Raw genomic sequence first — 22,790 nt, forward strand, 5'->3', positions numbered from 1 at the left:
CTCACCCCATCAACTACTTGGAGATCGACATGACTGCACACAACCTCACTGGCAAAGTCGCCTTGATTCAAGGCGGTTCCCGCGGCATCGGTGCCGCCATCGTCAAACGCCTGGCCGCGCAGGGCGCAGCCGTCGCCTTTACCTACGTCAGCTCGGCCGCAAAAGCCGAAGCGTTGCAAAACAGCGTGATCAGCGCAGGCGGCCAAGCCCTGGCGATACAGGCCGACAGCGCCGATGCCACAGCGATTCGCGCTGCCGTCAACGCCACCGTCGACGCCTTCGGGCGCCTGGATATCCTGATCAACAACGCCGGGGTGCTGGCCATCGCGCCACTGGAAGACTTCAAGCTGGAAGACTTCGACCAGACCCTGGCGATCAATGTGCGCAGCGTGTTCATTGCCACGCAGGAAGCGGCCAAACATATGAGCGAAGGCGGCCGCGTGATCAATATCGGCAGCACCAATGCCGAGCGCATGCCGTTCGGCGGCGGCGGGCCGTACGCGATGAGCAAGGCGGCGCTGGTGGGGCTGACCAAGGGCTTGGCACGGGACCTGGGGCCGCGCGGCATCACGATTAACAACGTGCAGCCTGGGCCGGTGGACACCGATATGAACCCGGCGAGCGGCGAGTTTGCCGAAACATTGATCGGGTTGATGGCAGTGGGACGTTATGGCCGCGTGGAGGAGATTGCCAGTTTCGTGGCGTATCTGGCGGGGCCGGAAGCCGGGTATATCACGGGTGCCAGCTTGACCATCGATGGTGGCTTCAGCGCCTGAGGGTTCTGGAGAACAGCAAAACCCAATGTGGGAGCTGGCTTGTCTGCGATGGCGTCCTCAAGGTCGCTATCGCAGGCAAGTCAGCGCCCACATTTTTTGGCCTGTGCTGAGTCAGCGCATGGGAGGGAGGCCGTAGGCGGCCAGGTCAAAGTCTGCGAGTTTGCGGATGATCTGGTCGGCATGCGCGTACTTGCTGTCGGCCATGGCTTCATCCGGCACGGCGATGGCCGTCATGTTGGCAGCTTTTGCGGCCGTCACGCCAAACGGTGAATCTTCGAACACCAGGCAATCTTCTGGCGCTACGCCCAAGCGGCGTGCAGCGGTGAGGAAGATATCCGGTGACGGTTTGGCGGCGCCGACTTCCGGGTCGTCAGCGGTGACGATGGTGCCGAACAGGCCAAACCATTCGCGGTGCAATGTGGTTTTGTGGCCAAATGAATGACGCGACGAGCTGGTGCCCACCGCAATCGGGATGTTATGCGCGTTCAAGTGCCGCACCAGCGCTTCGGCGCCGGGCATGCCCAAGGCCTTGGGGAAACGCTCGCTCATCAGCGGTTCGCGTATTTCCAGAAACTCAGCCGGCGTGATCGGCAAGTCCAACGCTTTCACCACATAGTCGGCCAGGTCCTGGGCACCTCGGCCGATGATGTGCTGCTTGATCCCCCAGTCGTAGGTGCGACCGTAACGTTCGGCGATGATCTGCGTGACTTCGGTGTAGATGCCTTCAGTGTCCAGCAACAACCCGTCCATATCGAAAATCACGGCCTTGATTGGACCGACTGCAATACGCGGTGCATTCATCACAACAGAACCTTGGGGGAAGGACTAAAAGGGTTCAGCACAATAACGGTCATGGTTGCCTGCAAGCAACCGTTGCGATGAGCAATCCGCCCTTCCTCTCCTGCCTTACTGAACACACCGAAAAAACTGCCGAGCTTATCGACTACCCGCAAAAACAACTCGGTTAAGGACCAACACTGTCATTATGCTGAGGTGTTGCCTGTTCTGTCTGTGACTCACTTTTAAAAGCGAACCCGACATGCTCTATCGCGTAGCCGCCGACAGCCTGGTGCTGTTTCACCTGTGTTTCATCCTGTTCGTGTTGTTCGGCGGGCTGCTGGCGCTCAAGTGGCGGCCGGTCATGTGGCTGCACTTGCCCGCTGCCGCCTGGGGCGTGGCCGTGGAAGTGTTCCACCTGCCCTGCCCGCTCACCCGCTGGGAAAACCTGTTTCGCCACCTCGCCGGGCAGGACGGTTATGGCGGCGGGTTTATCGAGCATTACCTCCTCACGCTGATCTACCCGGCCGGGCTGACTCCGAACATTCAACTGATGCTTGGCGCGTTGGTGTTGCTGATCAATATCGCGGTGTATGTGCGCCTGGTCAGGCAGGCGTAGGCAGGCAACCCAGGTCAGCCAGGGTGGCTTCGACCGCTTGATCCAGCGGCGTGTGTGGTTCGCGGCCCAAGGTATCCAGCAAACGCTGGTTATCCATCCGCAGCGGGGTTTGCCACAGGTAGCGCATCTCCAGCATCTCGCGAACCGTGACCACGAAGGGCGCGATCACTCGCATCAACCACCAGGGGAAGCGGCCTGCGCGGGGTTGATGACCGGTCCTGCGCAAGACTGCCCGCTGGATCGCCTGAGTCATCTGCGTGCCATCCATATCCTCATGCCCCGCCATATGAAAGCGCGCGAACGCCTCGAGCGTTTCGCGGCGTTCAATCAGCGCGAGCATGGTGCGCGCCACATCCGGCAAGTACGCCCATTGGTGCGCCACACCCGGCGCGCCCGGATAGCTGACGACATGCACCGGCTTGCCGGGTTCGACCAGGCCCTGGGCAAACCAGTTGTTGGCGACACGGGCGCCAAAGAAATCCCCGGCCCGTACGATCAACACGCGAGCGCCCTGGCGGGACGCCTGTTCCAAACGCTGCTCCAATTGCACCCGGATCGCGCCCTTGCGGGTTTGCGGGTGTTGAGGCGAGTCTTCGTGCAACACGGGAAACGCATCCGGCCCGAAGTTATAGACCGTGCCGGGCAGCACAATCGTCGCGCCTTCGGCGATGGCCGCCGCAATGGTGTTGTCGATCATCGGCACCACCCGTTCCGCCCAATTGCGATAGCCCGGCGGGTTGACCGCATGCACGATCACCGCACAGCCACGCGCGGCGGCAAGCACGTCTTGACGATTGAGCGCATCGCCCTTGATCCAGGAAAAGGACGAGTTCTCACGCCGGGCCTTGTCCACATCCCGGGTCAACGCACACACTTGCCAACCCGCCGCGCGCATCTGCCGTGCCACTTCACCGCCAATCCCGCCCGTTGCACCCAGTACCAGAACTTTGCTCATGACCTGCTCCCATGTTGTCGGCGAGGTCATTTTGTGTGCAGCGTCGCTATAGATAAATTGCCGAAGAGCATCCAGCCGCTATACATTTATGCATGGCTACACATATTGGTTGGGAGCTTTACCGATCGTTCCTTGGTGTACTCAAGGAAGGCTCGTTGTCGGGGGCCGCACGGCAGCTTGGCATTACACAGCCCACGGTCGGCCGGCACATTGCCGCGCTTGAAGCGGCGCTGGGCGTGGTGCTTTTTACCCGTTCACCCACGGGGCTGTTGCCAACTGCCGTGGCGCACACCTTGCGCGCCCATGCTGAAACCATGGAGCGCACCGCCGCCGCCCTGGAACGCGCGGCGTCTTCTCAAGGCGATGAAGTGCGCGGGGTGGTGCGGGTCTCGGCCAGTGAAGTGATCGGCGTGGAAGTGCTGCCGCCGATCATCACCGCGCTGCGCCGCCAGCACCCGCACCTGCGGGTTGAACTGATCCTGACCAACCGCCTGATCGACCTGCTGCAACTGGAGGCCGACATCGCTGTGCGCATGGTCCGCCCCAGCCAGGAGCAACTGCTGGCGCGGCGTGTCGGCTTGATTGAAGTCGGCCTGCACGCCCGTGACGATTACCTGCAAGAACGCGGCATGCCTGTGCAAATGCAGGACCTGGTCGGTCATTCAGTGATCGGCTTCGACCAGGAAACCGCGTTTATCCGCAGCCTGGCCTTCAAGGGCTTTGAACGCAGCGCCTTTGCCATCAGCAGCGACAGTGACCTGGCGCAACTGGCGCTGATCCGCGCCGGCGCCGGCATCGGCGGGTGCCAGGTGCAATTGGCCAAACAGAACCCGCGCCTGCAACGGGTATTGCCGCAGGCGTTCGCGTTCAAGATGGACACCTGGGTGACCATGCACGAAGACCTGCGCAACAGCCCGCGCTGCCGGGTGACCTTTGATGCGTTAGTGGCGGGTTTGCAGCGTTACGTACAGGCTTGAGACAGCTTGGTTGGTAAAGAATCAGTCTCCCTCATTCCGTTCGTAGACGCCCCCATGTCCGAAGCCTTCGAAGTCCCCAGCCCCCACGAAAAACACATCGAACACACCACCGAACATGCGCACGGGCGCGGTGACAATTTTGCCAGCCGCATCGCCGTGATGACCGCGCTGATGGCCACCCTCGGCGCCATGCTCAGCTACCAGGCCGGCTCCACCGAAAGCGAAGCGGCGATGGACAAGAACAACGCCGCCATCATCAAGACCGAAGCCGCCAACCAGTGGAACTACTACCAGGCCAAATCCAGCCGGCAGAACCTGGCCGAACTGGCCACGCATATTCCCGGCGTGGACGCTGCGCATTACAAGGATGAGATCGAGCGTTACAAGAGCCAGAAGGAAGACGTGCGCAAACAGGCCGAAAAGCTTGAGGCGACCTCCAAGGAATGGGATCAGAAATCCGAAGAGGCGCTGCACCAGCATCACCGTTGGGCGCAGGCGATGACGGCGATTCAGATCGCGATTTCGTTGGCGGCGATTACGTTGCTGACACGCAAGGAATGGCTCAAACGCATGTCCTACACCGCTGGCGGTGTGGCCGTAGTACTGGGCGCCTTGGCGTGGCTACACCTCTGACAGACTGAACACAGTCAAAAATGTGGGAGCGGGCTTGCCCGCGATGGCGGTGGGTCAAACAACATTAATGTTTGCTGTGCCACCGCTATCGCAGGCAAGCCAGCTCCCACATTGGTTCTGCGGTGTTTTCGGAATTGGGTTCGCCATCACATCGCTATATAGTAAAACGCATAACGCCTGATGCTGTTCAACGCGAGGGGTAACCGGTGACTGCACAACCCAAAGAAGCCGTGGGCGCCGCCTACAGTATCGACGCCATGCGCTACGCCCAGGCCATGACCTGGCAAGCCATCAACCACCTCGCCCAACGCATTCGCCCCGGCATGCTCGAATCCCAAGCGCGTGAGCTGGGCAAACAGGTACTCGCCGAGCTCGACATGCAACGCATCTGGCATCCGCTGCTGGTGCGCTTTGGCGCCAATACCCTCAAGGCTTTCAACCAGCGCTCGGACGGCGACCCGGTGCTGGGTGAAAACGATATCTTCTTTATCGACATGGGCGCCGTGTGGCAAGGCCACGAAGGTGACGCCGGCGCCACCTTTGCCACCGGCAACGACCCTGAAATGATCGCCTGCGCCAGCGCCGCCAAAGTACTGTTCGAGCGCGTACAATCGCGCTGGAAAAATGGCCAGGTCGTAGGCCTTGAGCTGTACCGCTACGCCGAGGAACACGCCAAGGCCATGGGCTGGCAACTGAACCTGGACATCAAGGGCCACCGCGTCAGCGACTTCCCCCACGCGATCCACCGTGGCGGCGACCTGGGGGATTTCGAGCACTGCCCGAACGCCGGGCTGTGGATCCTGGAAATTCAGATTGCCCACCCGAGCAAGCCCTACGGCGCTTTTTACGAAGACCTACTCGCTTAAGGAATACCCATGGAACACTCCACCCAATTCCCCGTGCTGTTGTTTTCCTACGGCACCTTGCAAGACAAGGCCGTGCAACTCGCCAACTTTGGCCGGGAACTGGTCGGCCAGCACGACGCGATGCTCGGCTATTCGCAAAGCTGGGTCGAAATCACCGACCCCGAAGTGCTGGCCACCAGCGGCAAGACCCACCACCCGATTGTCGCGCCGACCGAAGAAAAGGCTGCCAGCGTTGAAGGCATGGTCTTTCAGATCAACGAGCAGGAACTGGCCGCGGCGGATGCCTACGAGGTGTCGGACTACAAGCGTGTGTCAGTGGCATTGGCCTCGGGCCTGACAGCGTGGGTCTACGTGCAAGCCTGAAGATGAAATTGCGGGCAATTGATTTCAATCTGCCAGTGCTCAGATTAAAGTGGCGCCCCCTCGAGAATTGAATCTCGAGGGTCAGTCCATGGAGTTACACAGTGAAGTACGTCAGTAAAGTGGTTGCAGCAGCTGTTCTCGGTTTTACCCTCGCAGGCTGCACCGGCACCGCCATCAAATCCCCGCAGTACGACAGCAGCCAATACACCGTTTTGGGCCACAGTGAAGCCAGCGCTACCGGCATCATGTTGTTCGGCGTCATCCCGATCGGTCAGAACAGCCGCTTCGTGCGCGCCCAGACTGCGGCCATCAAGGCCAAAGGCGGCGACGCGCTGATCAACACCCAAGTGCAGGAAAACTGGTTCTGGGCCTGGGTGCTGAGCGGTTACACCACCAAAATCTCCGGTGATGTGATCAAGCTGAAAACCGCGCAATAAGCCGGAAGTTGCCAGGGCATTGAGCCCGACAAGCGACGTATCATGGGCCAGACCTTCGAGGACGGCCCATGAACCTCAGTATCCTTTACGCACTCGCCGCTGCTGCGCTGTTCGGCGCCAGCACCCCGCTCGCCAAAAGCCTCGGCCTGGGCCTCTCGCCCATACTGCTCGCCGGCCTGCTCTACCTCGGCAGCGGCATCGGCCTCGCAGGCGTGCGCCTCATCCGTGATCGTGGCTGGAAACCCACCGGGCTCACCCCGGCTGAATGGCCGTGGCTGATCGGCGCCATCGCGTTCGGCGGCATCCTCGGGCCGGTGGCACTGATGTTCGGCCTGACCCGCACCGCCGGCACGACCGCCTCACTGATGCTCAACCTTGAATCAGTGTTGACCGCCGTCATCGCCTGGCGGGTGTTCAGAGAAAATGCCGACCGGCGCATTGTGTTCGGGATGATCGCCATTGTGCTGGGCGGCGTAGTGCTGTCCTGGTCCGACGCCGGCGGCGCCAGCCACGATTGGCTCGGGCCGGCGGCCGTGGCAGTGGCCTGTTTGTGCTGGGGCATCGATAACAACCTGACGCGCAAGGTGTCTGCGGCGGACGCATTGTTCATCGCCGGCGCCAAAGGGTTGATTGCCGGGGCGGTGAACTGCAGCCTCGCGCTGTACCTCGGAGCGCAGATGCCGGGTGTGGCGCAGCTGGCGCCGATCTTGCTGGTGGGGTTTCTGGGGTACGGCATCAGCCTGGTCCTGTTTGTTTTGGCCTTGCGCGGGTTGGGCAGTGCGCGCACCGGAGCGTACTTCTCGACGGCGCCGTTCCTTGGGGCGGCGGTGTCCTTGCTGGCGTTCGGGGAGTCGATGACGGTGGCGTTCTGGATTGCGTCGGCGCTGATGGCCGTGGGCGTGTGGTTGCACCTGACAGAGCGGCATGCGCATGAACATCTGCATGACGCGACGGAACACGGGCATCGGCACGTACATGATGAACATCATCAGCATGAGCATGGGTTCGAGTGGGACCCGACGCAGCCGCACAGTCATGTGCATGTTCACAGCGTGATGAAGCATAGCCATGCGCACTTTCCGGATGTGCATCATCGGCATCGGCATTGAGGCACTGACGGCAAAGCGACCGGGCATTATGGGAAAGGGCGAGGTAGAGTCGCCCTTCTTTTCAAGGCCAATCGTCAATAAAAAACCAGCTGATGATGAGACCGAAGAGGGAGAGACAGGTCACGAAAGTTGGTATGACCATCCAGTACTTTAGATGCCGAGGTATTTTTTCAACATCCTCAACAAGTACCATGCCTCTCCACTGAATGACTTTTGGGATAAGAATGACAGTAGCCATGGCGTATACGCGTTGAGGCCTTCCCTGAAAGGGCGCATTACGAAAAGTGTGCCTGCATCCGACTATATAGCTGCTGTATTGCAGATAGCGCTCCGCGGCATCGAGTTTTTTGAACATGGCAGAAAACATGATTGGGAAGCTTAGTAGCAAGAGGGCGCATGAGCCTAATACAAAATATTCCAGATACATTCAATTCTCCACGGACTTATAGAGAAATTTACCTACGAACTCTCCAGCGCTGCTTCCGAGCTTACCTGAGGCGAGGCCGCCCGCAGCACCGCCGACGATGGCGCATGCCAAAGCTCCGGCGCCCGCTGTAGGTATGCCAAAAACGATGGCGCAAGCACTGGTACCGACAAGAGTACCAAGTGTCCCGCCTATGGATGCGCCGCCCACTCCCATCACCAACTTGCCTGCTTCAACATATTTCGCCTGCGTACACTCTTGCTCACGGCCCGTGGAACACGCCTCCGATATCTCCAGCGCCGTGGCCCCAACATCCAGTGCTATACCAATATAAGTCCCCGCCTTTAACATCTGCGAAGCCTTGGCTAAACGCTTGACCCTCTCCTCATACCCACTGATTTCTCCATAATGCCAGTAGCTTTTACTGGAAATCCCGAGCATTTTTTTAATCGAACCTTCGTTTCTCAAGCCCGTACCCAAACGCGCCATCCCCGAAATTTGAGTATCCAACCTTGCAAACAGCGCCCTACGCTTAACCAGAAACTCTTCCCTTGCCCCCGTGGTGCCCTTTCTCAAGTACTGCTTATGCAAATCCTCGATTTCCATAAGGGTCTTCTCGACCTGCGCTAGATGCTTACTCCAGGCACTGCTGGCACTGCCGATGCCAACAGACGAATAGGACAATATGGACTGCAATTGATCATGGTTTTTGATCAGAAATTGGTCAGTTGCGGAGTATGCCAACAGGGCGAGCTTTATATTCTGCGCCGAGCGCATCAGCTGTGCCTCTGCAGCGGTGCAATCGGCAGTTCGGCTATCGCCAATGATCACCAACTGCCCAGGCAACACCAGCGTGTTGCGGATGTGCTGGTTCAGGGCGTCGAATTTGGTGTGAGTATGCGGATCAAGCGCCAAGCTCATTTTGAGCAAGGGATAAGGCTGCGGTCGTTCGTTGATAAATGCGTACGGTCCCTGCATGCGTGCACTTCCAAGTGACTGAGGCGCACGACTATAAGAAGGCGCTACTGCCGAGGTAAGACGCGTATAGGGGTGGTTTTGATGTTTCAGAAACAGGCCACTTCAATCGAGGCCAATTCCTACGATTGCAGGTTCTGGCTGATCACCTGCCCCAATCATTCAAAGGAGTTGCGTGGATCTGATCGAGATAGATTACCTAGGCAACGTCCTACAGCCCATTGGGAAGCGTCGACCTACCGCTTCAAAATCGCCAAGCCTATAGTCGCTCGGTCGCCCACATGGCGATCGGGTTTGGCGACTCGACGATAAATCGAAAGAAACATCCACGCGTATTTGCGGGATGCTTCTGCGCGCAATAAGCTGCTCAACGGTAGCTGTGCGCGGGAGACCTTCGGGTCTGCCGGTTTTTCCGATTGTCCCGGTTCGCCAACCTGCGTACAGCTGCCACCCTTTTGTTTGGCGACAAATGTGTGGTTGCTATTCTCTGACAACCGGAGTTTCACACATGAACCAATACACTGCCCTCACCAGCAACGACAGCGCCACCCCTGCCCTTTTTATCGATACCACCGTGCCGTTGGAAATCCTCCTCGACGCCGCAAGTTGTCGGCTTCGGGCTGTCACCCAAGTTCTTGAGAACCTTGCCCTACGTAGTGAAATAAGCAGTGATGCAGTTGTGCTCAGCGATTTTGCGTTGCTTTGCTCAATTCCGCTGCGCGATGGGTGCGATTTGCTGGATGTCATCGCGCGGCGGATGGATATACCACGCGTATGATCTAAGAACGCTACGCTTTCAAACTTCCCCCTAGGTCTCTGCCGAAACCTGGGGGCTTTGTTTTCTCGTATTTGACGCCACGTCCCTCGCTTTAGAATTTAAGGGCACGCCTATACACTGAGCTGCAATGGCACCTGCCGGATCCCTCTCGATTCAGACCTGACTCATACAACAAGACCCTATAAAAATGAAAATAGTGTTCATCGCTACGCTGGGAATGTTATCGCTGATTCAACCATCACTGTCCTTCGCGGATAACGCCAATGGAAAAAATCTCTTCTTACAGCGATGTGCCATGTGCCACGGCGCTGATCTCAAGGGAACAGGGCCATTAGCGCATAGGAGCAATCCGCCTACGCCTGATTTGACAACGCCTGCTTTCAAGAAACGACTGAGTGATTATCCGGGCGTTATTGTATCGTCGGTAATACTTCGGCCGAATGGAGACTTGATTCCGAGAACGTTGCGAGAGAATGGTGTGAAGGTGCCGCCACATGCCTGGACGGTTAATGATTTTCGTGATTTGAATCAATATATGAGTGGCGCTATTTTAAAAAATGATGCTTTTTAAACAGTAATCCAAGTATCAATTACTTTGTCATTTACCAAGTAAATGTGGATAACCCTCGCAAAACAAGCTCTCTCACCGAGCGAGCGTATGAGGGCCTGTATTAAATAAGTGGCGTTATTCGAATTCAGGGTTCAGCCACTACAAAGTTCTTTTATCGCCTTGCTGATAACGGCCTGCCGTTTACAAATCGAAGGGCGGCGCATGGCCAAGGTCTAATGCCGTCAATTGCGGTTTGTCAGAAGCTTCCTAACTTCGATATATCTCAAGCGCCAGCGCCCAGCGTTTAAAGGGTGCTATGCCCGCCAAACCCAGCACATCAAAAAACACCCATTTGCGAGTCCGTACCGAAAAAGCCTGAACGGCTTGCCCCGGGGTAAGGCTCTGAGCATTGCTGATCAATATGAGCGCACCAGACATACTTCCCATATATTGACCCAGCCAAACCCGGACGGCAGCAAATTCGCACCCCGGAAAAAACGGGACTTGCGCGGCAGGCAAGGCCGTTGAGATGCTCAAAAAACTACGCACCGCGACCTACATGAAAGCCCGAGGCGACAGCAACGCCTTGACCGTGAGTTTCAGCGGGCGCATTGCCCGAATCGCCGGCGTTCACCAATTCGGTCTTAAAGACCGTACTGAGCGCAGTGCACCAGAGATCCGTTACGAGCAACGTGAATTATTAGGCTTCACAGACATGGAGTTTGATATAATTCCCGGCGCTGTACTGACAAAGCCAACTCAATAAACTCTTTTTGATCGAGAACTAAAATGCAAGGAAAGCAAAACATGGCAAAGCCAAACTACAAAATGATCGTAGCCTTGTGGGTGGCCGCTTTCATACTAGCGTTTGTATCACCTATCACAGCTGGTATATTCGGCAAACCAGAAATAGCTATATCGACGTTGATTCTCGGAGTCTTTTTGGCTCTCATTATGATACTTGACCTCAAGCAAGATAGAGTGATCAAGGGCTTATTCATCATAATGTTTGGCGTATTATTTCAAACTCTATACTTAAAAATAATTTACATATTTGTTCCTTTTAACACTATTCCGGAGCATTACAAAGATTACCTAGACATCTACTCGCAAGTATTATTATTTGCTTGCTCAGGAGCAGGCGGAAGTATCATTGCGGCTCACGCGGACAAAAGCTCTCTAGATAATGACTCGGCCGCCTCCAGCGAAAAACATACCTGCCATGACGTAGAAATCAAAAAGCTAACCACTACAATTGAAAAACTTCATAAAAAACTAAACTCCATTATCATGGCGATCGCTTCATTAGGCATGATTGTCATAATTCTGGCAGTAGCTATTTTTATTCGATAGTTCGCTATACTTCCCCGCATTAATTCTTTGATAATTTAGCGACTTGTAAAAACTCCGCTTACGACTCCCGCAAGCTGCACCTACTCACACATGGCGCCAACATCGGCGCCATGAACGACTTAGCTGCCCTCGCCCGCATGCTCGAAAACCTCATCCACTTCGGCGTCATCGCCGCCGTGCAGATGGAGCCCCGCGCGTGGAGGTAAAAATCGGAACGCTGACAACCGTTTAACTTCCATGGCTCGCGTGGCGCGCCGAGGACGACCGCGAATGGTACCCGCCCACCCTAGCAGAGCAGGTGATTCTGCTCAGCCCATCCGGCCAGCTTGCCAACGGTATCGTCGTACAGGCGCATTCAGGCCCGAGATTGTCAGAGACCATCGCACTGGCCTGGGAGGACGTCGATCTGCAGCTAGGAACAGTGACTTTCGGGCGCTCCAAGGTGCGCGGTGCCTACCGAGTGACCAAAACCCGGCGCTCGACGCGCAAGGTGCGCCTGTTGAAACCGGAGCGGGATGCCTTGCGGAAACTGGACACCATCAACCAGCTGAAAACAGTGGACACGGTCGATGTGGTCTAGCGGGACAACAAAACTGTCCGTAAGCACAAGCTGCACTTTGTTTTCCTGAACACTAAGAGCGGCCTGCCGCACGTCAGCGACTTTGTCGTGAGGGACAGGTTTTTCAAAGCGCACTTGAAAGCGGCCGGCGTTCGCTATCGCGGACCTGGCCAGTGTCGGCACACCTATGCCAGCGAGTTGCTCACCACCGGCGTGGCTTCGGTTGATTGGATTGTGGAGCAGATGGGCCACACCAGTGCCAACATGATCCGGCAGCACTACGAAACGTGGATTAATTAGGATGGGCCAGACGTCATCAGCATGCTTTAACTTGCGCTGAATCTCTAGGCATCGTCTCAAAGGCGCCAAACTGGCCCCAATTAGTGGCTCAGAATACAGTTTTTATAACCTTATCGGTCCCAGAAATCAGTTCGCCTACCTCCTCTACGGTTGGATCAGCGGCATTTTTATGCCCACATTTATTACGAATGTCGCCAAGATATTGGATATGTCTAGACTGCGAAAGCTCTATAACGCCCGCAGCTTTAAGCGCGTCGTTGAGGACTGAGATAGTTCCAGACTTTTTAGGAACGGTATGGTTATCACACACCTGTTTCAAATGGCCTTCCAGCACAACTCCGGCTACGGCCCCCGCAGCACGAGCAAATTTGTTTTTCAGCAGCTCTCTGGCAACATCAAGCTCGGAGTCGAAGAGATCCGCCTGTACCAATTGCTTGATGTCAAAGAGTGAACTCTCAAAACGTTTCTCTATGGACTCAAGAATGGCTATCTGCTGCTGCAGCAATCGAACAGCTGCAGATGTATCAACGATAACGTCCCCGTTATACGCTTTTGACAAAAGCGATTGGCACGCGTCCTCAATTCGATAAGTTTCCATATCAAATGACTTTCGAGTTTTTGGTCGCTCGTAAAATTTTACGAAATCCGCATACCGGTAGGGAAGTAGCTGTTTTACAACGACCAGAGCTTCCGAATACCAGTGGTGATAGCAAATATGAAAAGGTTTGAGTTTTTGGTCGTAGTTTTCAATTTCTTCTTTGGTCCACCCTCCCTTAGCCAAACGGGCTCGCCATACACTCTTACCATCTGCACTTCGGCGAAGCGCTTGAAGAACTGCGCCCCCCTCGTGAAGTAATGCCGTCAGGTCTTTCCGGTACTTTTCTAAATTGGACACTGTCATTGCTACCTCGTGCGTAGATGACCAGTTTGTCGGTCAAACGAGGAAGAGTAATAGCATTTCAATGCTACGAATAGTTGCGCCAGTTTTTCCGCACCCATCATTCCCTCTGTAGAAGTTCTAGGCCTGGCTCCCCGGGAGCCGACAGTGCTTAAACACAGAGATTCGGTGTTAGGTCGGACTTGGCAAAAAGCTCAGGTGTTCCCATGGATGTTCCCATACGGGCCTTTTTAATCCTCTGAAGACGCAAAACCCCTGAAAACCTTAACGTTTTCAGGGGTTTTGTCGTTTCAAATTTGGCGGTGAAGGAGAGATTCGAAACTACCCGCAAAGTCACTTTCATTATGCAAGTGCCCGGTTTACGCGGGCTGCAGCGATGCTCTCGCTCTAAAAAATCGGCTTTCTCAGTCCCATGGTGGTCCCATGGGTTTTGCACCAAGTTAGTGCATGAGGGTCGAAAGGGGGTAAAAAACGGGGTGTCGCCCGATTTATGTTGAGGCATGGGAAAAAGGTAATATTGGTAATACGCTTGATAAAGCAGAATAAAACCCTTTGATTTCAGTAGCTTGATAGATATTTAGAAAGGTAATAATTTGGTAATTTATAGGTTAGGTCATTACCTTTTCATCAGGTAATTACTGACAGGCTCAATCCCCAACAAAACCGGGGACTTGGACGAATATTACCTTCGCTATTACCAAATATTACCCCTCAAGGTAATGCGTCAAACCCACGTACTACGCGGGCTGCAGCAGATTTAATGGCTTTCCTAACCAAAATTACCTTTTTCCCAGCCCTGGTTCCAAAATCGCCATCTGTTTGGCGATTTCTTCAGCTTGGGGCTAGTCTGAGCGTTCACAATAGGAACCCCTTGTATGGCGCATGAATATTCGCTCTCAGATGTGCTTGAAAGGATGTATGAAAATCAGTTGGCACTTGAAGCCGCTTTGATGGAACTCACGCTACGCCTAGAACAACATGGCTCCGTAGAAGTGGGTGAAAACGTGCGTGGTGCCTTAGAGGCAATCGGTGAGAACGCGGGGCATATCAAGCAAGGTTTGGCCAGATTGAGAAGGCAAGGCGCCAGCTAATGAATCGAGACAAATTGTGAAATGCCACATTCTCGGCAAGCACACAAGATTCATGGCTTATGACAGCTTTCGACCTCATCGACGGCAGCCACGGTCGGCGAGAAAAAAGAACTATCTCGTTTTGGAAAATACCCTTACTCCTGTATTTTTCTGTACACAGACCAATGAATCCGGGGCCTCCAGCTCTGCCCCGTCCATGATCGTCAGCTGCACCTCCGTGCAGTCGCCCTGCACTTCTCTTCAAAATTTTGCAATCTGTGAAACTGCCGGCACCCTGAAGAGGCCCCCGGCCCGTCTAGGCTGCCGGTTCGTTTGCACTACATCTGGATTTGCACAAAAAAAGGACGCAAACCCCGTCGGCGGGAGGGGGATAAGTGCTTTTTTCAGTCTTTTTTTTAATCGGGATGAATTTCGTGCATCCCCCCGAAAAGGGATAAAAATGCCAAGAAACTTTCTTGGCACATACTACTGAAACTCAGGAAATACCAAGCAAGCTGTCTAACTTTTGCAATCTATTCTCGTGTTTCGCTTTCAGCTTTTTGAATCCGTCATATGCTGCTTGTAAATGCTTAATTGAAAAGTTACCCTCCCAATTCATAAACTCTTTTAAAATAGGATGATTACTAGTTAGCTTAGCAATCGGAATACTAACAATCTCATTTTTAACGCCAAACTCCTCAACATATTTAGCTTCTCTCTCATCAAACAGCTTCTGATCAGGAAATACGTAGCCGCCATAATTTCTTGCAACCAAACCAGCCAATTCATAAACAGTTGCTTCAAGCTCTGCCGCAGACGCAGTGATCCGCGAACGTTCTATATTCAAGGTGATGAATTGTTTTTTAAAAAAGCGCATCACATGAGTAATGCCCACTTTTCTTTTTACGCCTATATCCTCGAACATTTTAGATAGCTTTGGCACAAGTAAAACACGCTCCACCAAGTCAGGATTTATTTCATGAAGCAGATAAATTACGCTATCCGAATTCATGTTTTTCCAATATCTATCCAAGAGATGCTCTTGAATTTCAGGGGTTGCTGAAGAAATATGCATCGCAACAAAATACTCTTGAAAAGATCTGTGAGAGAACGCAATTTCAAGGCCTTCCTCAGTAAGTAGACATGCGGCACTGAGAAGATCGTCTAAGTAATCCTCAATGGTAAAATCCAACATCAAGGCTTGGCGACTTTTATCTATATGACCTAGGCATGTTGTCCGAGGCATTTTGAATTCGCGACGATCATAGGTAAGGAGTGAAAATACGGAAAAAACTCTCGAAAAGTCCTGAATATCAAGTTTTGTTAACCTACCTCTATTGAACCCACCTTTATATGCATCATGCCTTAAAAATAGAGCCTCGTAAGCTTGATTGTAAAAAATACTAAGCTTAGATGGTATCTCAGAGTTCTCCCCATAAGTTAAAAGCATTATCGAAAGCAGTAAAGGATTGGAAAGAAAAGACCTATGACTTTCAAACAACCTCTCATGCAAATCTTTTTGAAACTTGCTTTTTATTTCCTCATCAAAAGGAAGCTTTTCGACAAGTTTTGATGCGGTATTTATATTTAAGGGCAAGACATGGTAATTGGAAAATTCCTCCAAGCCATTAAATGCCTCATCTGGACGAGAAGAAATTATGACCGGGCACTCTGGGTATCTTTTGGACAAGGCTTTAATTTCTTTTAATAAGCGTTTACGATGCACATGGGTAATCTCATCATAACCATCTAAGAAAAAGCAAAAATGCCCAGCCTTTTTTGCTTTTTCAATATAGTTACCACTAACATTAAACCCAAAATCAGAAAGTATTTCAGTGATTATTTCATTAAGTGTCGTTTCAGCCCCATTGAGATCTCGAAGCTCAATCATAATAGGAACGTAAGACCCACTAGCAATACAATTCAAAAATAAATGCTTAAGTAAAACTGACTTACCACTCCCACCAGAACCTGAAATAATAAGCCTGTTAGATTTGACAATACAGTTATCGACATCAGGCTCCACTATACGCTGTCCATTACAAGATATACCGATTGGTACATAGTAGCTGTATAGATTGGTGGGTTCATTTCGAATAAAAAAAGATTTCGACTTTGAGTACTTGTCAGATGTTTTCTGAAGGTACTCATCGTAAGCCGTCTTCAATGCTATTTGAATGTCTTCATCAACCGCCTGATATGCCTTTTTCGCCAAACCAAATATTTTCTCAAAATTCTTTGAGAAAAAAGCAGTCACCATCGCCCCTGTTACGATCATTTCCTGATGCCTCGTCCAATTCCATAAGCAAGTGATATTGCCGAAAAAAAAAGCCTTCTGCTACTTTTTATAGGTCTTACTTAAACCTGTTTAGAAAATAATTTCCTTCACCTTGTCATTTAGGATTGAAACCTCGATTGAGCGTGCCATAAAAGTGGTGACATCGGATGGACTTGGGGTCTGAGCAGGCTGATGGGTGTGCGCTGCTAACTGAATATTCATGCGCCTTACTAACTCCATTAGGTCCGAAAGTACCTCTAGCAAGTTTATCTCCTCCGAACCAAGCCAAGTCTTTGGGGCCTGCAGCCGCTGGCTCATCGCCGAAATACTTTCACGCAGCCCCTCTACCCTTTCCTCCAAATCCCCACCAACCGTGACGTTGTGCTTCCGCCCAACCACCATGTTCAAGTCTCGCCCGGTTGCCTGGTGCATATCATCCACAGCCGCCAGGCTCGCAGATCCGCCCGACAGCAGCTTGAGCGCGCCCAAGGCTTCAAGCGTTTTGATGCCCCCTACCGATTCGATTGAATGATCGTCCACGGTCCTGGTGTGGCTCTGGTACCGCTCGGTGTTGCCCGTCGCCTCCACTTCCCGCTCAATCGCCTTGTCCAGGATCTTGCCGTCGGTTTGGCGCAGCCAATTACCGTCCGCGTCGACACGCTGCTGACAGGCTTCGCTGTGCTGCCACACCTGATCACCCTTCGGGACGCTGGGCATGCTCAGGCCGTGAGGCAGAATGGTTTGGATATAGGGCTTGTGCGGCAAACCGTAGGCAAAGCACACCACGACCTGGGTGCCTTCCTCGGGGAACGCATAGATGCCCATTTCCTCGCCACCGGTGGGCAGTGGCAACGGCACGCCGGCCAGGATTGGCAGCTTGGTGTCTGGCTCCCCGTCCGGCCCCATGACCTCGATGTCGACGGCATAGCGCGGCCGGAAGTCATCGCAGATGCCGGCGCCTGCCGGGGCGTCGGCTACAGCGACAACACGGGCAAAGCGTGGCAGGTGATAACCACCGGTGAGTTCGGGGAATTGTCGTTCTACGCTGCGGCGGATTGCGTCGTCCATCGTATGGCCATCTGATTGTCGATGAGCGCCACACTGGTGATGCGCTCGCCGTGGTTGATTGTTGCACCTGGTCGCAACCCGGGAAGGGCCGCAATCATCGCGCTTTGGTTGCCTTGGTAGTCGTCGAACAGTTCCACCGGCAGCTGCAGCGGCGAGCGAACGCCAAAGAAGCTGTCAGTCCAACTGCCCACGAACACTTCCCCGTCACCCTGTTGCTGCCAGATGAAGTCGGGGATGTTGAAAACCCGGGCCAGGCTGTCCATAGCTTGGTAGCCGGCGGCCAGGCTGTAGAAAAATGGCGCCTTGACGCTCGCATAGGGCTTTTCCGGGACGCGAAAGCGCAAACCGGTGTGCTGGCCGATCTCGACCAGGACCGCGCGCAGGTCGACGTGACGCAGGTTCAGCGGCAGCGGGTTGGCCAGGATCGCGGCCAACTCGCGGCAGAACAGCACCTGCTGGCCACTGCTGGCCGTGGTGGAGCGTTCGACGTAGCCAATGAAGTGTCGCTGCAGTCGGCTGTCGTTGTAGCCGATATCGAGCGTAACCAAACCCTTGACCGGTGCAGAGGCCTGAACGGTAAACGTCGCCCGGCCGGGGCTTTTTGCGTCCAGCCGAACTTCGTTTTTGACCAGGGCATACGGCTTGCCGTTGATGGCCAACTCCTTGTGCAGCTTCATTCCTTGGCACCCCCGCCCAGCCAGGTGTCAACTTTTTTCAAAGTTGCTTCAAAGCCGGTCAGTTCCTCTGCCCCATCAGGTGACTGGCCACCGGCGCCGCCAACCGCCCCGCCAGGGCCAGACTGCGCGGTAACCGCGTTGCCCGATCGCCGTCCCTCGACCTTTTCAGGGTTCGACAGTTTTTCAGCCAAGGTGAACTGAATCAGCCAGGCGCGCAGGTTGTCGTCTTCCCGGGCGCTCACGCCCTCGGTGAACGTGACTTGGCGCATGCCGAACGAGGCGGCGGTGTCGTTGACGATTCGGTAGGTCTTGAGCTGGCCACCGCCGGCGGTCGCTTCCACTAGACGCATCAGGTCGCGAAGTTGCTCCTGGTCAACGAACGGAATCATCAGGCTGACAGTTAGGGTCTTGGGTTTGAAGCCTTTGTGCCCCTTGTCGGTGTTGCTGGTTTGACCTGACAGGTCGTCGCTCTCAATGCGCAGGTTGCCCGTGACCTTTAGATTTTTCCCGCGCACCTGTTGCCCGTCCAGTAGCAGAGTCATAGGCCCACCAGCTCGCGAACGAAACTCAAACCCTTCTCAGATCCCACCAGCAGCGCGCCCGCGCACAGTACCCACTCATGCCCCGGGGCATCGCCCGCCAACAGCGCCTGGCGTAGCTCGGTGGCGTTGCCAGGGCCGATCATGCGGGCACACATGCTGCTGTCCGGGTTGCCATCGGCAAACAGCGCTTTCAGGTCGGCCAGCTGCTGATCCCGGCCCCTCTGCTGGGCGGCCTTGCGGCTGGCCAGCGCGGCAAGGTCTGCCATGGGCGAACTGTCGGCGGCGTAACCCTCCAGAACGGCAAGCTGGCCGGCCATGGATTGCTGCGCGGCCTTCACTACGGTGCAACGCTCCAAGGGCAACGCCTGCCAACGCGGCAAGGTGCCAGCGGCGGGAATTTCCCACTTTTCCGTCTCCAGCTTCGACAGGTGACGTGCGCGGCGTTCAGTTCGCACCAGGTCAGGCAACGGCAACAAAGCGTTGAAGCGTGCCAGGCTCGCAGCCAACTGATCAAAGCGCGTCGACAGGAACATTAAGCACAGGGCGAACTGGGGGCCGTCCGGCCGGCCGGTGTCGCTCACGTCCACCAATTTGCCGGCGAGCTGCTGCAGCAAGTTCGGCGCGGAAAGGAACCGCTGGTAGCCACGGCCCTGGCCAATCCCGCTTTGAAATGGCGTCACCACCAAGCACGTAGGAATGTCGCCCATTTGCTCAGCAAGCGCAGCACGGCCCGCCGCAATCGCGCCTTGGGCAGCACCACCCACCGGCCCTGGGCTTGTGGAGGTTTTCCCGCTCAGGTCTGCCAGGCGTTTAGCCGTGCCGACCAACTCACTGCCGGCAAGCCCCTGGGCCGCTGAAAGTTGGCCCATCCATTGGGTAGCCTGGGCGGGCCAACGCATGGTCACCGGTGTCCACTCACTCATCATTGTTCAGAACCGCGCTCAGCCATTCAGGTGCAGTGGGCCGGCTCGCTTCAGCCGGATACCGTTTTGCCTTGGGCCACTCCCTCACCGCCTGGCGCCAGGTCAGCAGGGCCGTGAACTGCTCAGCCGTAATTGGCGTAATGCCGCCCAGGTCTCGGGCGTCGCGGTATTGGGCAACGAGCGTTTCCGTATTCTGCAAACTTGTTTCAGCCCAGAGCCGAGCAATCACGAGCGGGTCGGACTCTACAAAAATGTCCTCAGAATATTTTTCAAACTTGCCCCCCTCGTCCAAGTAAGTGCGAACAGCTTGATACAACGAGGCGTTATAGTCCTGGGTAACATGGCATCGGTTACCTGCAACAGTAACCACGAACGATTTGTCAGGTTTTACTGACACATCACTGAACGTAACCAACACCTCCGCCAATGGCGCTTCCAGCGACGCTTCCACAGGCGCAATTGCCGCATTCACTTCAGATTTATTTTCGTTACTCACGGTGCATACCTCCAAGCGAAACCATAAATAGTTGCCCCGCCGCTAAAAGAAATCACTGTTCCACCAGGTGCGTGGCCACTTTTACCGACAACACCTTGGCCTGCTAAGTAATAATGCATGACCGAATAACACCATGATCCACCTGGAGGCAGCTGGAAAGACGTGCCATTGATGCCTATCGGCATAAAGTTGGTGGTGTCGGGCCGATAGAAGTTTGCCTCTCCCCACTGAATACCCAAGTCGGTGGTATCAACTTGAGCACGCATCCCACGACCTTGGGTATCCCAACCGTACTTGATTTTATTTGAGGACTGACCTACGCCGCCGCCCTGCTCAGTGGGCACGAAACCCAGGCGGCGCTGCAAATAGAGAACCTCGCGGGTGACCTGATCCCGAACATATGGGTAGTCAGGATTGCCACTTGCAAGTCCTACATGGGAAATGCTGTCACCGAAAACCCTCAAAGCAAGCTGTTGGTTGGTCTGGTCGATGGTATAGCCATCTGTGATGCCATAGCCTGCTAGCGTATTAGCCTTAAGCGCACGCGTCTGAACATCTTCATAAGTGCCAAGTCTTACGACAGCGTTGGTTAGTGAATGCCGAAAGTACGGCTGCGTGGCGTATCCGCCTGCAAATCCCGCAAAGGACAATGTATCGGTGTTAACTTTCGCCACCAACAATTGATTAACTGTCTCTTTGTTGTAAACGGCGGCCACATCAGCTTTCTGAGAGGGATCAAAATTGTATTCACTCCACAACCCTCCCAAATCTAAGTTATCGACTGTGACTTTTAATTTATTTCCACTCCACCCCATAGAAAGATCGTTTGAATTCTGGCCGATGCCACCACCTTGTTTCACAAATCCAAGCTTAGTTTCAGCCTTTGTATAGGCGTCCGAGATGCCATAACCGCTGAGGGACGTGGCCTTATCAGCCTTGCTATTGGGGTTGAAGAGATGTTCAGTCCAGATCCGCCCTAGATCGGATTCGTCTACAGTGACCTTCAAACCGGTTGCGGACCAACCAATGTGAACCCGGTTGAATAATTGACCGATACCCCCACCCTGCTTCACAAACCCGTTGGCCACCTCATTTTTTGTGTATCCATCGGTGATGCCATACCCAGCAAGCGTCGTTGGGTTACTTCCTGCGTAGACCACGCCTTTAGAGTTGACAGCCATTTTGGTATAGGAACCGGGCGCCACTCCGCTGTCGGCCAGGGTCAGCGCAATTTCCGGGTCCGCGGTGCCGTCAAACTTCGCGCTACCTGTCGCCGCACCACTAAATTTAAACGTGCGTGCCGTGGCCAGTTTCAGGGCTTTGCCGGCTGCAGTGGTGCCGGTCACCAGCGCGTTGATGCTGGCGTTTAGGGTGTTACGCACCAACTGCACCATGTGCGTGGTGGCCAGTATCCAAGGGTCATTCGCGTTTGAATCACTGCTGATGGCGTTCGGGATCTGGTCCAGCCCTACGTCGCCTTTCGTCGTGGATCGAGCGCGTAGCCCGGGATAATCGCCGTTCCGGGCTGCCAGGTGTTTGATCAGCTCGCTGGTGATCGGCTCCACGGCTCGCAGGTCGTTGATCGAGGCGATCGTAGGCAGTTCTGCAATGGGCACCAGGTAGTGCCGGACACCGGTGCTGTCGGTGTAGTCTTGCTTATCCCAACCAAACACGACCTGGAACGTACCGACCGCATCGCTTAATTCCCGCTGCAGGCGTACGTCAAGCCAGGCCACGTTAGGGATTGACGGGACAGCGACAGCTTGCGCGCTTTTAAGCTCCAGCCGAACACCTTCAACATAGGCAATGCCGGGTTTCAGGCTGTACGCATTGCCCACCTTCTGCAGTGCAAGCGCACTGCTGTGGAAGCAAGCACGCCCGTAAACATCGCGATTGCTCAAGCGTTCGCGCTCATCGATGCCGCTCAGTCGCACAGTAAAGTCATGCTGCCAGGTGCTGGCATCGATCTTGATCCCGGTCAGCGCCTGGGCGCCGTCGAACACCACCAAAAAATTACGCGTTACGTTGTTGCCGATCTGGCGCGGCGGGATGTTTCGGCGCTTTTGCTGTACCGGCAGATACGCCACGGCCAGCAACACGTTTTCACTGGTCTCAAGGCCGATCCAGTTGAAGTCATAATCTCCGATGTCGCTACCGAGCATCAGGCTGTAAACCACCTGGTTCGGATTCACGAAACCTTTCTGGGTCACCTCATAGGTGCCGACGACTTGCGCCGGCACCGGCTTGCCCGCCGCTCGATCAACAGTAGCGTTCGGGTCAAGCCCGGGCACGTTGGCCAGGACAAATCGAGCAACGTTTAGAGATTGTTGTGCGCCGACTTTCTGCGCGATCAGGCTTTCACCTGCAAGGGTAATGCTGGCTCCCAT

24 protein-coding genes and 2 pseudogenes are annotated in these 22,790 nt (G+C 54.7%); 14 read left to right on the top strand and 12 right to left on the bottom strand.

Annotated features, from left to right (window positions below):
* Positions 1-29 precede the first annotated feature (29 nt).
* Complete coding sequence (locus tag L8K08_RS08950) at positions 30-776, top strand: 3-oxoacyl-ACP reductase family protein (RefSeq protein WP_242195946.1); 747 nt, start codon at positions 30-32, stop codon at positions 774-776.
* Positions 777-887: 111 nt separating this feature from the next.
* Here the strand turns inward: L8K08_RS08950 and L8K08_RS08955 are convergent, their stop codons facing one another.
* A complete protein-coding gene (locus L8K08_RS08955) occupies positions 888-1,577 on the bottom strand; it encodes an HAD-IA family hydrolase (RefSeq protein ID WP_145159177.1) in 690 nt (229 codons plus the stop codon).
* A gap of 238 nt (positions 1,578-1,815) precedes the next feature.
* Between L8K08_RS08955 and L8K08_RS08960 the strand changes: the two genes are divergently transcribed.
* Positions 1,816-2,172 carry a DUF2784 domain-containing protein gene (locus L8K08_RS08960; protein WP_242195949.1) on the top strand — a complete coding sequence of 119 codons (357 nt, stop codon included), beginning with the start codon at positions 1,816-1,818 and terminating at the stop codon, positions 2,170-2,172.
* On the opposite strand, the gene L8K08_RS08965 is transcribed toward L8K08_RS08960, so the two are convergent.
* Entirely contained in the window at positions 2,159-3,127 is a 969-nt protein-coding gene (locus tag L8K08_RS08965; RefSeq protein ID WP_242195952.1) for an NAD-dependent epimerase/dehydratase family protein, read from the bottom strand. The genes L8K08_RS08960 and L8K08_RS08965 overlap by 14 nt on opposite strands.
* A 92-nt stretch (positions 3,128-3,219) precedes the next feature.
* Here L8K08_RS08965 and L8K08_RS08970 point away from each other — a divergent pair, with 92 nt between their 5' ends.
* From L8K08_RS08970 to L8K08_RS08995, 6 genes are all read left to right on the top strand, one after another.
* Positions 3,220-4,104 carry a LysR family transcriptional regulator gene (locus tag L8K08_RS08970; RefSeq protein ID WP_242195955.1) on the top strand — a complete coding sequence of 295 codons (885 nt, stop codon included), beginning with the start codon at positions 3,220-3,222 and terminating at the stop codon, positions 4,102-4,104.
* A 54-nt stretch (positions 4,105-4,158) separates the two neighbouring features.
* Positions 4,159-4,737 carry a DUF4337 domain-containing protein gene (locus L8K08_RS08975; RefSeq protein ID WP_145159185.1) on the top strand — a complete coding sequence of 193 codons (579 nt, stop codon included), beginning with the start codon at positions 4,159-4,161 and terminating at the stop codon, positions 4,735-4,737.
* A gap of 206 nt (positions 4,738-4,943) precedes the next feature.
* The gene (locus tag L8K08_RS08980) at positions 4,944-5,603 is read left to right on the top strand and encodes a M24 family metallopeptidase (RefSeq protein WP_242195958.1); all 660 of its coding nucleotides are present in this window, start codon (positions 4,944-4,946) and stop codon (positions 5,601-5,603) included.
* A gap of 9 nt (positions 5,604-5,612) precedes the next feature.
* Entirely contained in the window at positions 5,613-5,966 is a 354-nt protein-coding gene (locus L8K08_RS08985) for a gamma-glutamylcyclotransferase family protein (RefSeq protein ID WP_094950323.1), read from the top strand.
* A gap of 101 nt (positions 5,967-6,067) precedes the next feature.
* Positions 6,068-6,403 carry a hypothetical protein gene (locus L8K08_RS08990; RefSeq protein ID WP_106576263.1) on the top strand — a complete coding sequence of 112 codons (336 nt, stop codon included), beginning with the start codon at positions 6,068-6,070 and terminating at the stop codon, positions 6,401-6,403.
* 68 nt (positions 6,404-6,471) lie between these two features.
* Positions 6,472-7,512: a DMT family transporter gene (locus L8K08_RS08995; RefSeq protein ID WP_242195962.1), complete on the top strand. Its 1,041-nt coding sequence runs from the start codon at positions 6,472-6,474 to the stop codon at positions 7,510-7,512.
* Positions 7,513-7,573: 61 nt separating this feature from the next.
* Here the strand turns inward: L8K08_RS08995 and L8K08_RS09000 are convergent, their stop codons facing one another.
* Together L8K08_RS09000 and L8K08_RS09005 are read right to left on the bottom strand one after the other, a co-directional pair.
* Entirely contained in the window at positions 7,574-7,939 is a 366-nt protein-coding gene (locus L8K08_RS09000; RefSeq protein ID WP_242195963.1) for a hypothetical protein, read from the bottom strand.
* Positions 7,940-8,914: a hypothetical protein gene (locus L8K08_RS09005; RefSeq protein ID WP_242195966.1), complete on the bottom strand. Its 975-nt coding sequence runs from the start codon at positions 8,912-8,914 to the stop codon at positions 7,940-7,942. It abuts the gene before it with no gap.
* A gap of 505 nt (positions 8,915-9,419) precedes the next feature.
* On the opposite strand from L8K08_RS09005, the gene L8K08_RS09010 reads away from it, so the two are divergent.
* The 5 genes and pseudogenes from L8K08_RS09010 to L8K08_RS30345 all read left to right on the top strand — a co-directional run.
* On the top strand, positions 9,420-9,689 hold the full coding sequence (locus L8K08_RS09010) for a short-chain dehydrogenase (RefSeq protein ID WP_242195969.1): 270 nt from the start codon (positions 9,420-9,422) through the stop codon (positions 9,687-9,689).
* A 187-nt stretch (positions 9,690-9,876) separates the two neighbouring features.
* Positions 9,877-10,260: a cytochrome c gene (locus L8K08_RS09015; RefSeq protein WP_242195972.1), complete on the top strand. Its 384-nt coding sequence runs from the start codon at positions 9,877-9,879 to the stop codon at positions 10,258-10,260.
* A gap of 426 nt (positions 10,261-10,686) precedes the next feature.
* A pseudogene (locus L8K08_RS09020) lies at positions 10,687-11,005 on the top strand (phage virion morphogenesis protein); the annotation flags it as partial.
* 41 nt (positions 11,006-11,046) lie between these two features.
* Positions 11,047-11,592 (top strand): hypothetical protein, encoded by a 546-nt coding sequence (locus tag L8K08_RS09025; protein ID WP_242195975.1) that lies wholly within the window; start codon positions 11,047-11,049, stop codon positions 11,590-11,592.
* Positions 11,593-11,869: 277 nt separating this feature from the next.
* Positions 11,870-12,451, top strand: a pseudogene (locus tag L8K08_RS30345) (tyrosine-type recombinase/integrase); the annotation flags it as partial.
* 88 nt (positions 12,452-12,539) lie between these two features.
* Here the strand turns inward: L8K08_RS30345 and L8K08_RS09040 are convergent.
* Positions 12,540-13,352 carry a hypothetical protein gene (locus tag L8K08_RS09040; protein WP_242195978.1) on the bottom strand — a complete coding sequence of 271 codons (813 nt, stop codon included), beginning with the start codon at positions 13,350-13,352 and terminating at the stop codon, positions 12,540-12,542.
* 872 nt (positions 13,353-14,224) lie between these two features.
* Here L8K08_RS09040 and L8K08_RS09045 point away from each other — a divergent pair.
* The gene (locus L8K08_RS09045; RefSeq protein ID WP_242195981.1) at positions 14,225-14,440 is read left to right on the top strand and encodes a hypothetical protein; all 216 of its coding nucleotides are present in this window, start codon (positions 14,225-14,227) and stop codon (positions 14,438-14,440) included.
* 475 nt (positions 14,441-14,915) lie between these two features.
* On the opposite strand, the gene L8K08_RS09050 is transcribed toward L8K08_RS09045, so the two are convergent.
* The 7 genes from L8K08_RS09050 to L8K08_RS09080 form a co-directional block, all read right to left on the bottom strand.
* The gene (locus tag L8K08_RS09050; protein WP_242195984.1) at positions 14,916-16,697 is read right to left on the bottom strand and encodes an NACHT domain-containing protein; all 1,782 of its coding nucleotides are present in this window, start codon (positions 16,695-16,697) and stop codon (positions 14,916-14,918) included.
* A 90-nt stretch (positions 16,698-16,787) separates the two neighbouring features.
* Positions 16,788-17,765 (bottom strand): hypothetical protein, encoded by a 978-nt coding sequence (locus tag L8K08_RS09055; RefSeq protein ID WP_242195986.1) that lies wholly within the window; start codon positions 17,763-17,765, stop codon positions 16,788-16,790.
* Positions 17,738-18,442 (bottom strand): hypothetical protein, encoded by a 705-nt coding sequence (locus L8K08_RS09060; RefSeq protein WP_242195989.1) that lies wholly within the window; start codon positions 18,440-18,442, stop codon positions 17,738-17,740. Before L8K08_RS09060 ends, L8K08_RS09055 begins: the two co-directional genes overlap by 28 nt.
* Complete coding sequence (locus L8K08_RS09065; protein WP_242195992.1) at positions 18,439-18,984, bottom strand: DNA-binding protein; 546 nt, start codon at positions 18,982-18,984, stop codon at positions 18,439-18,441. The genes L8K08_RS09060 and L8K08_RS09065 overlap by 4 nt, the downstream gene beginning before the upstream one ends.
* Positions 18,981-19,907: a hypothetical protein gene (locus tag L8K08_RS09070; protein ID WP_242195996.1), complete on the bottom strand. Its 927-nt coding sequence runs from the start codon at positions 19,905-19,907 to the stop codon at positions 18,981-18,983. The genes L8K08_RS09065 and L8K08_RS09070 overlap by 4 nt, the downstream gene beginning before the upstream one ends.
* Positions 19,900-20,403, bottom strand: a complete 504-nt coding sequence (locus L8K08_RS09075) for a hypothetical protein (RefSeq protein WP_242195999.1) — start codon at positions 20,401-20,403, stop codon at positions 19,900-19,902. Before L8K08_RS09075 ends, L8K08_RS09070 begins: the two co-directional genes overlap by 8 nt.
* On the bottom strand, positions 20,400-22,790 hold the full coding sequence (locus L8K08_RS09080; RefSeq protein WP_242196002.1) for a phage tail protein: 2,391 nt from the start codon (positions 22,788-22,790) through the stop codon (positions 20,400-20,402). The genes L8K08_RS09075 and L8K08_RS09080 overlap by 4 nt, the downstream gene beginning before the upstream one ends.

Source organism: Pseudomonas sp. TREG-RG-20F-10-E-6-01 (genome assembly GCF_022662455.1).
Taxonomy (GTDB): Bacteria; Pseudomonadota; Gammaproteobacteria; order Pseudomonadales; family Pseudomonadaceae; genus Aquipseudomonas.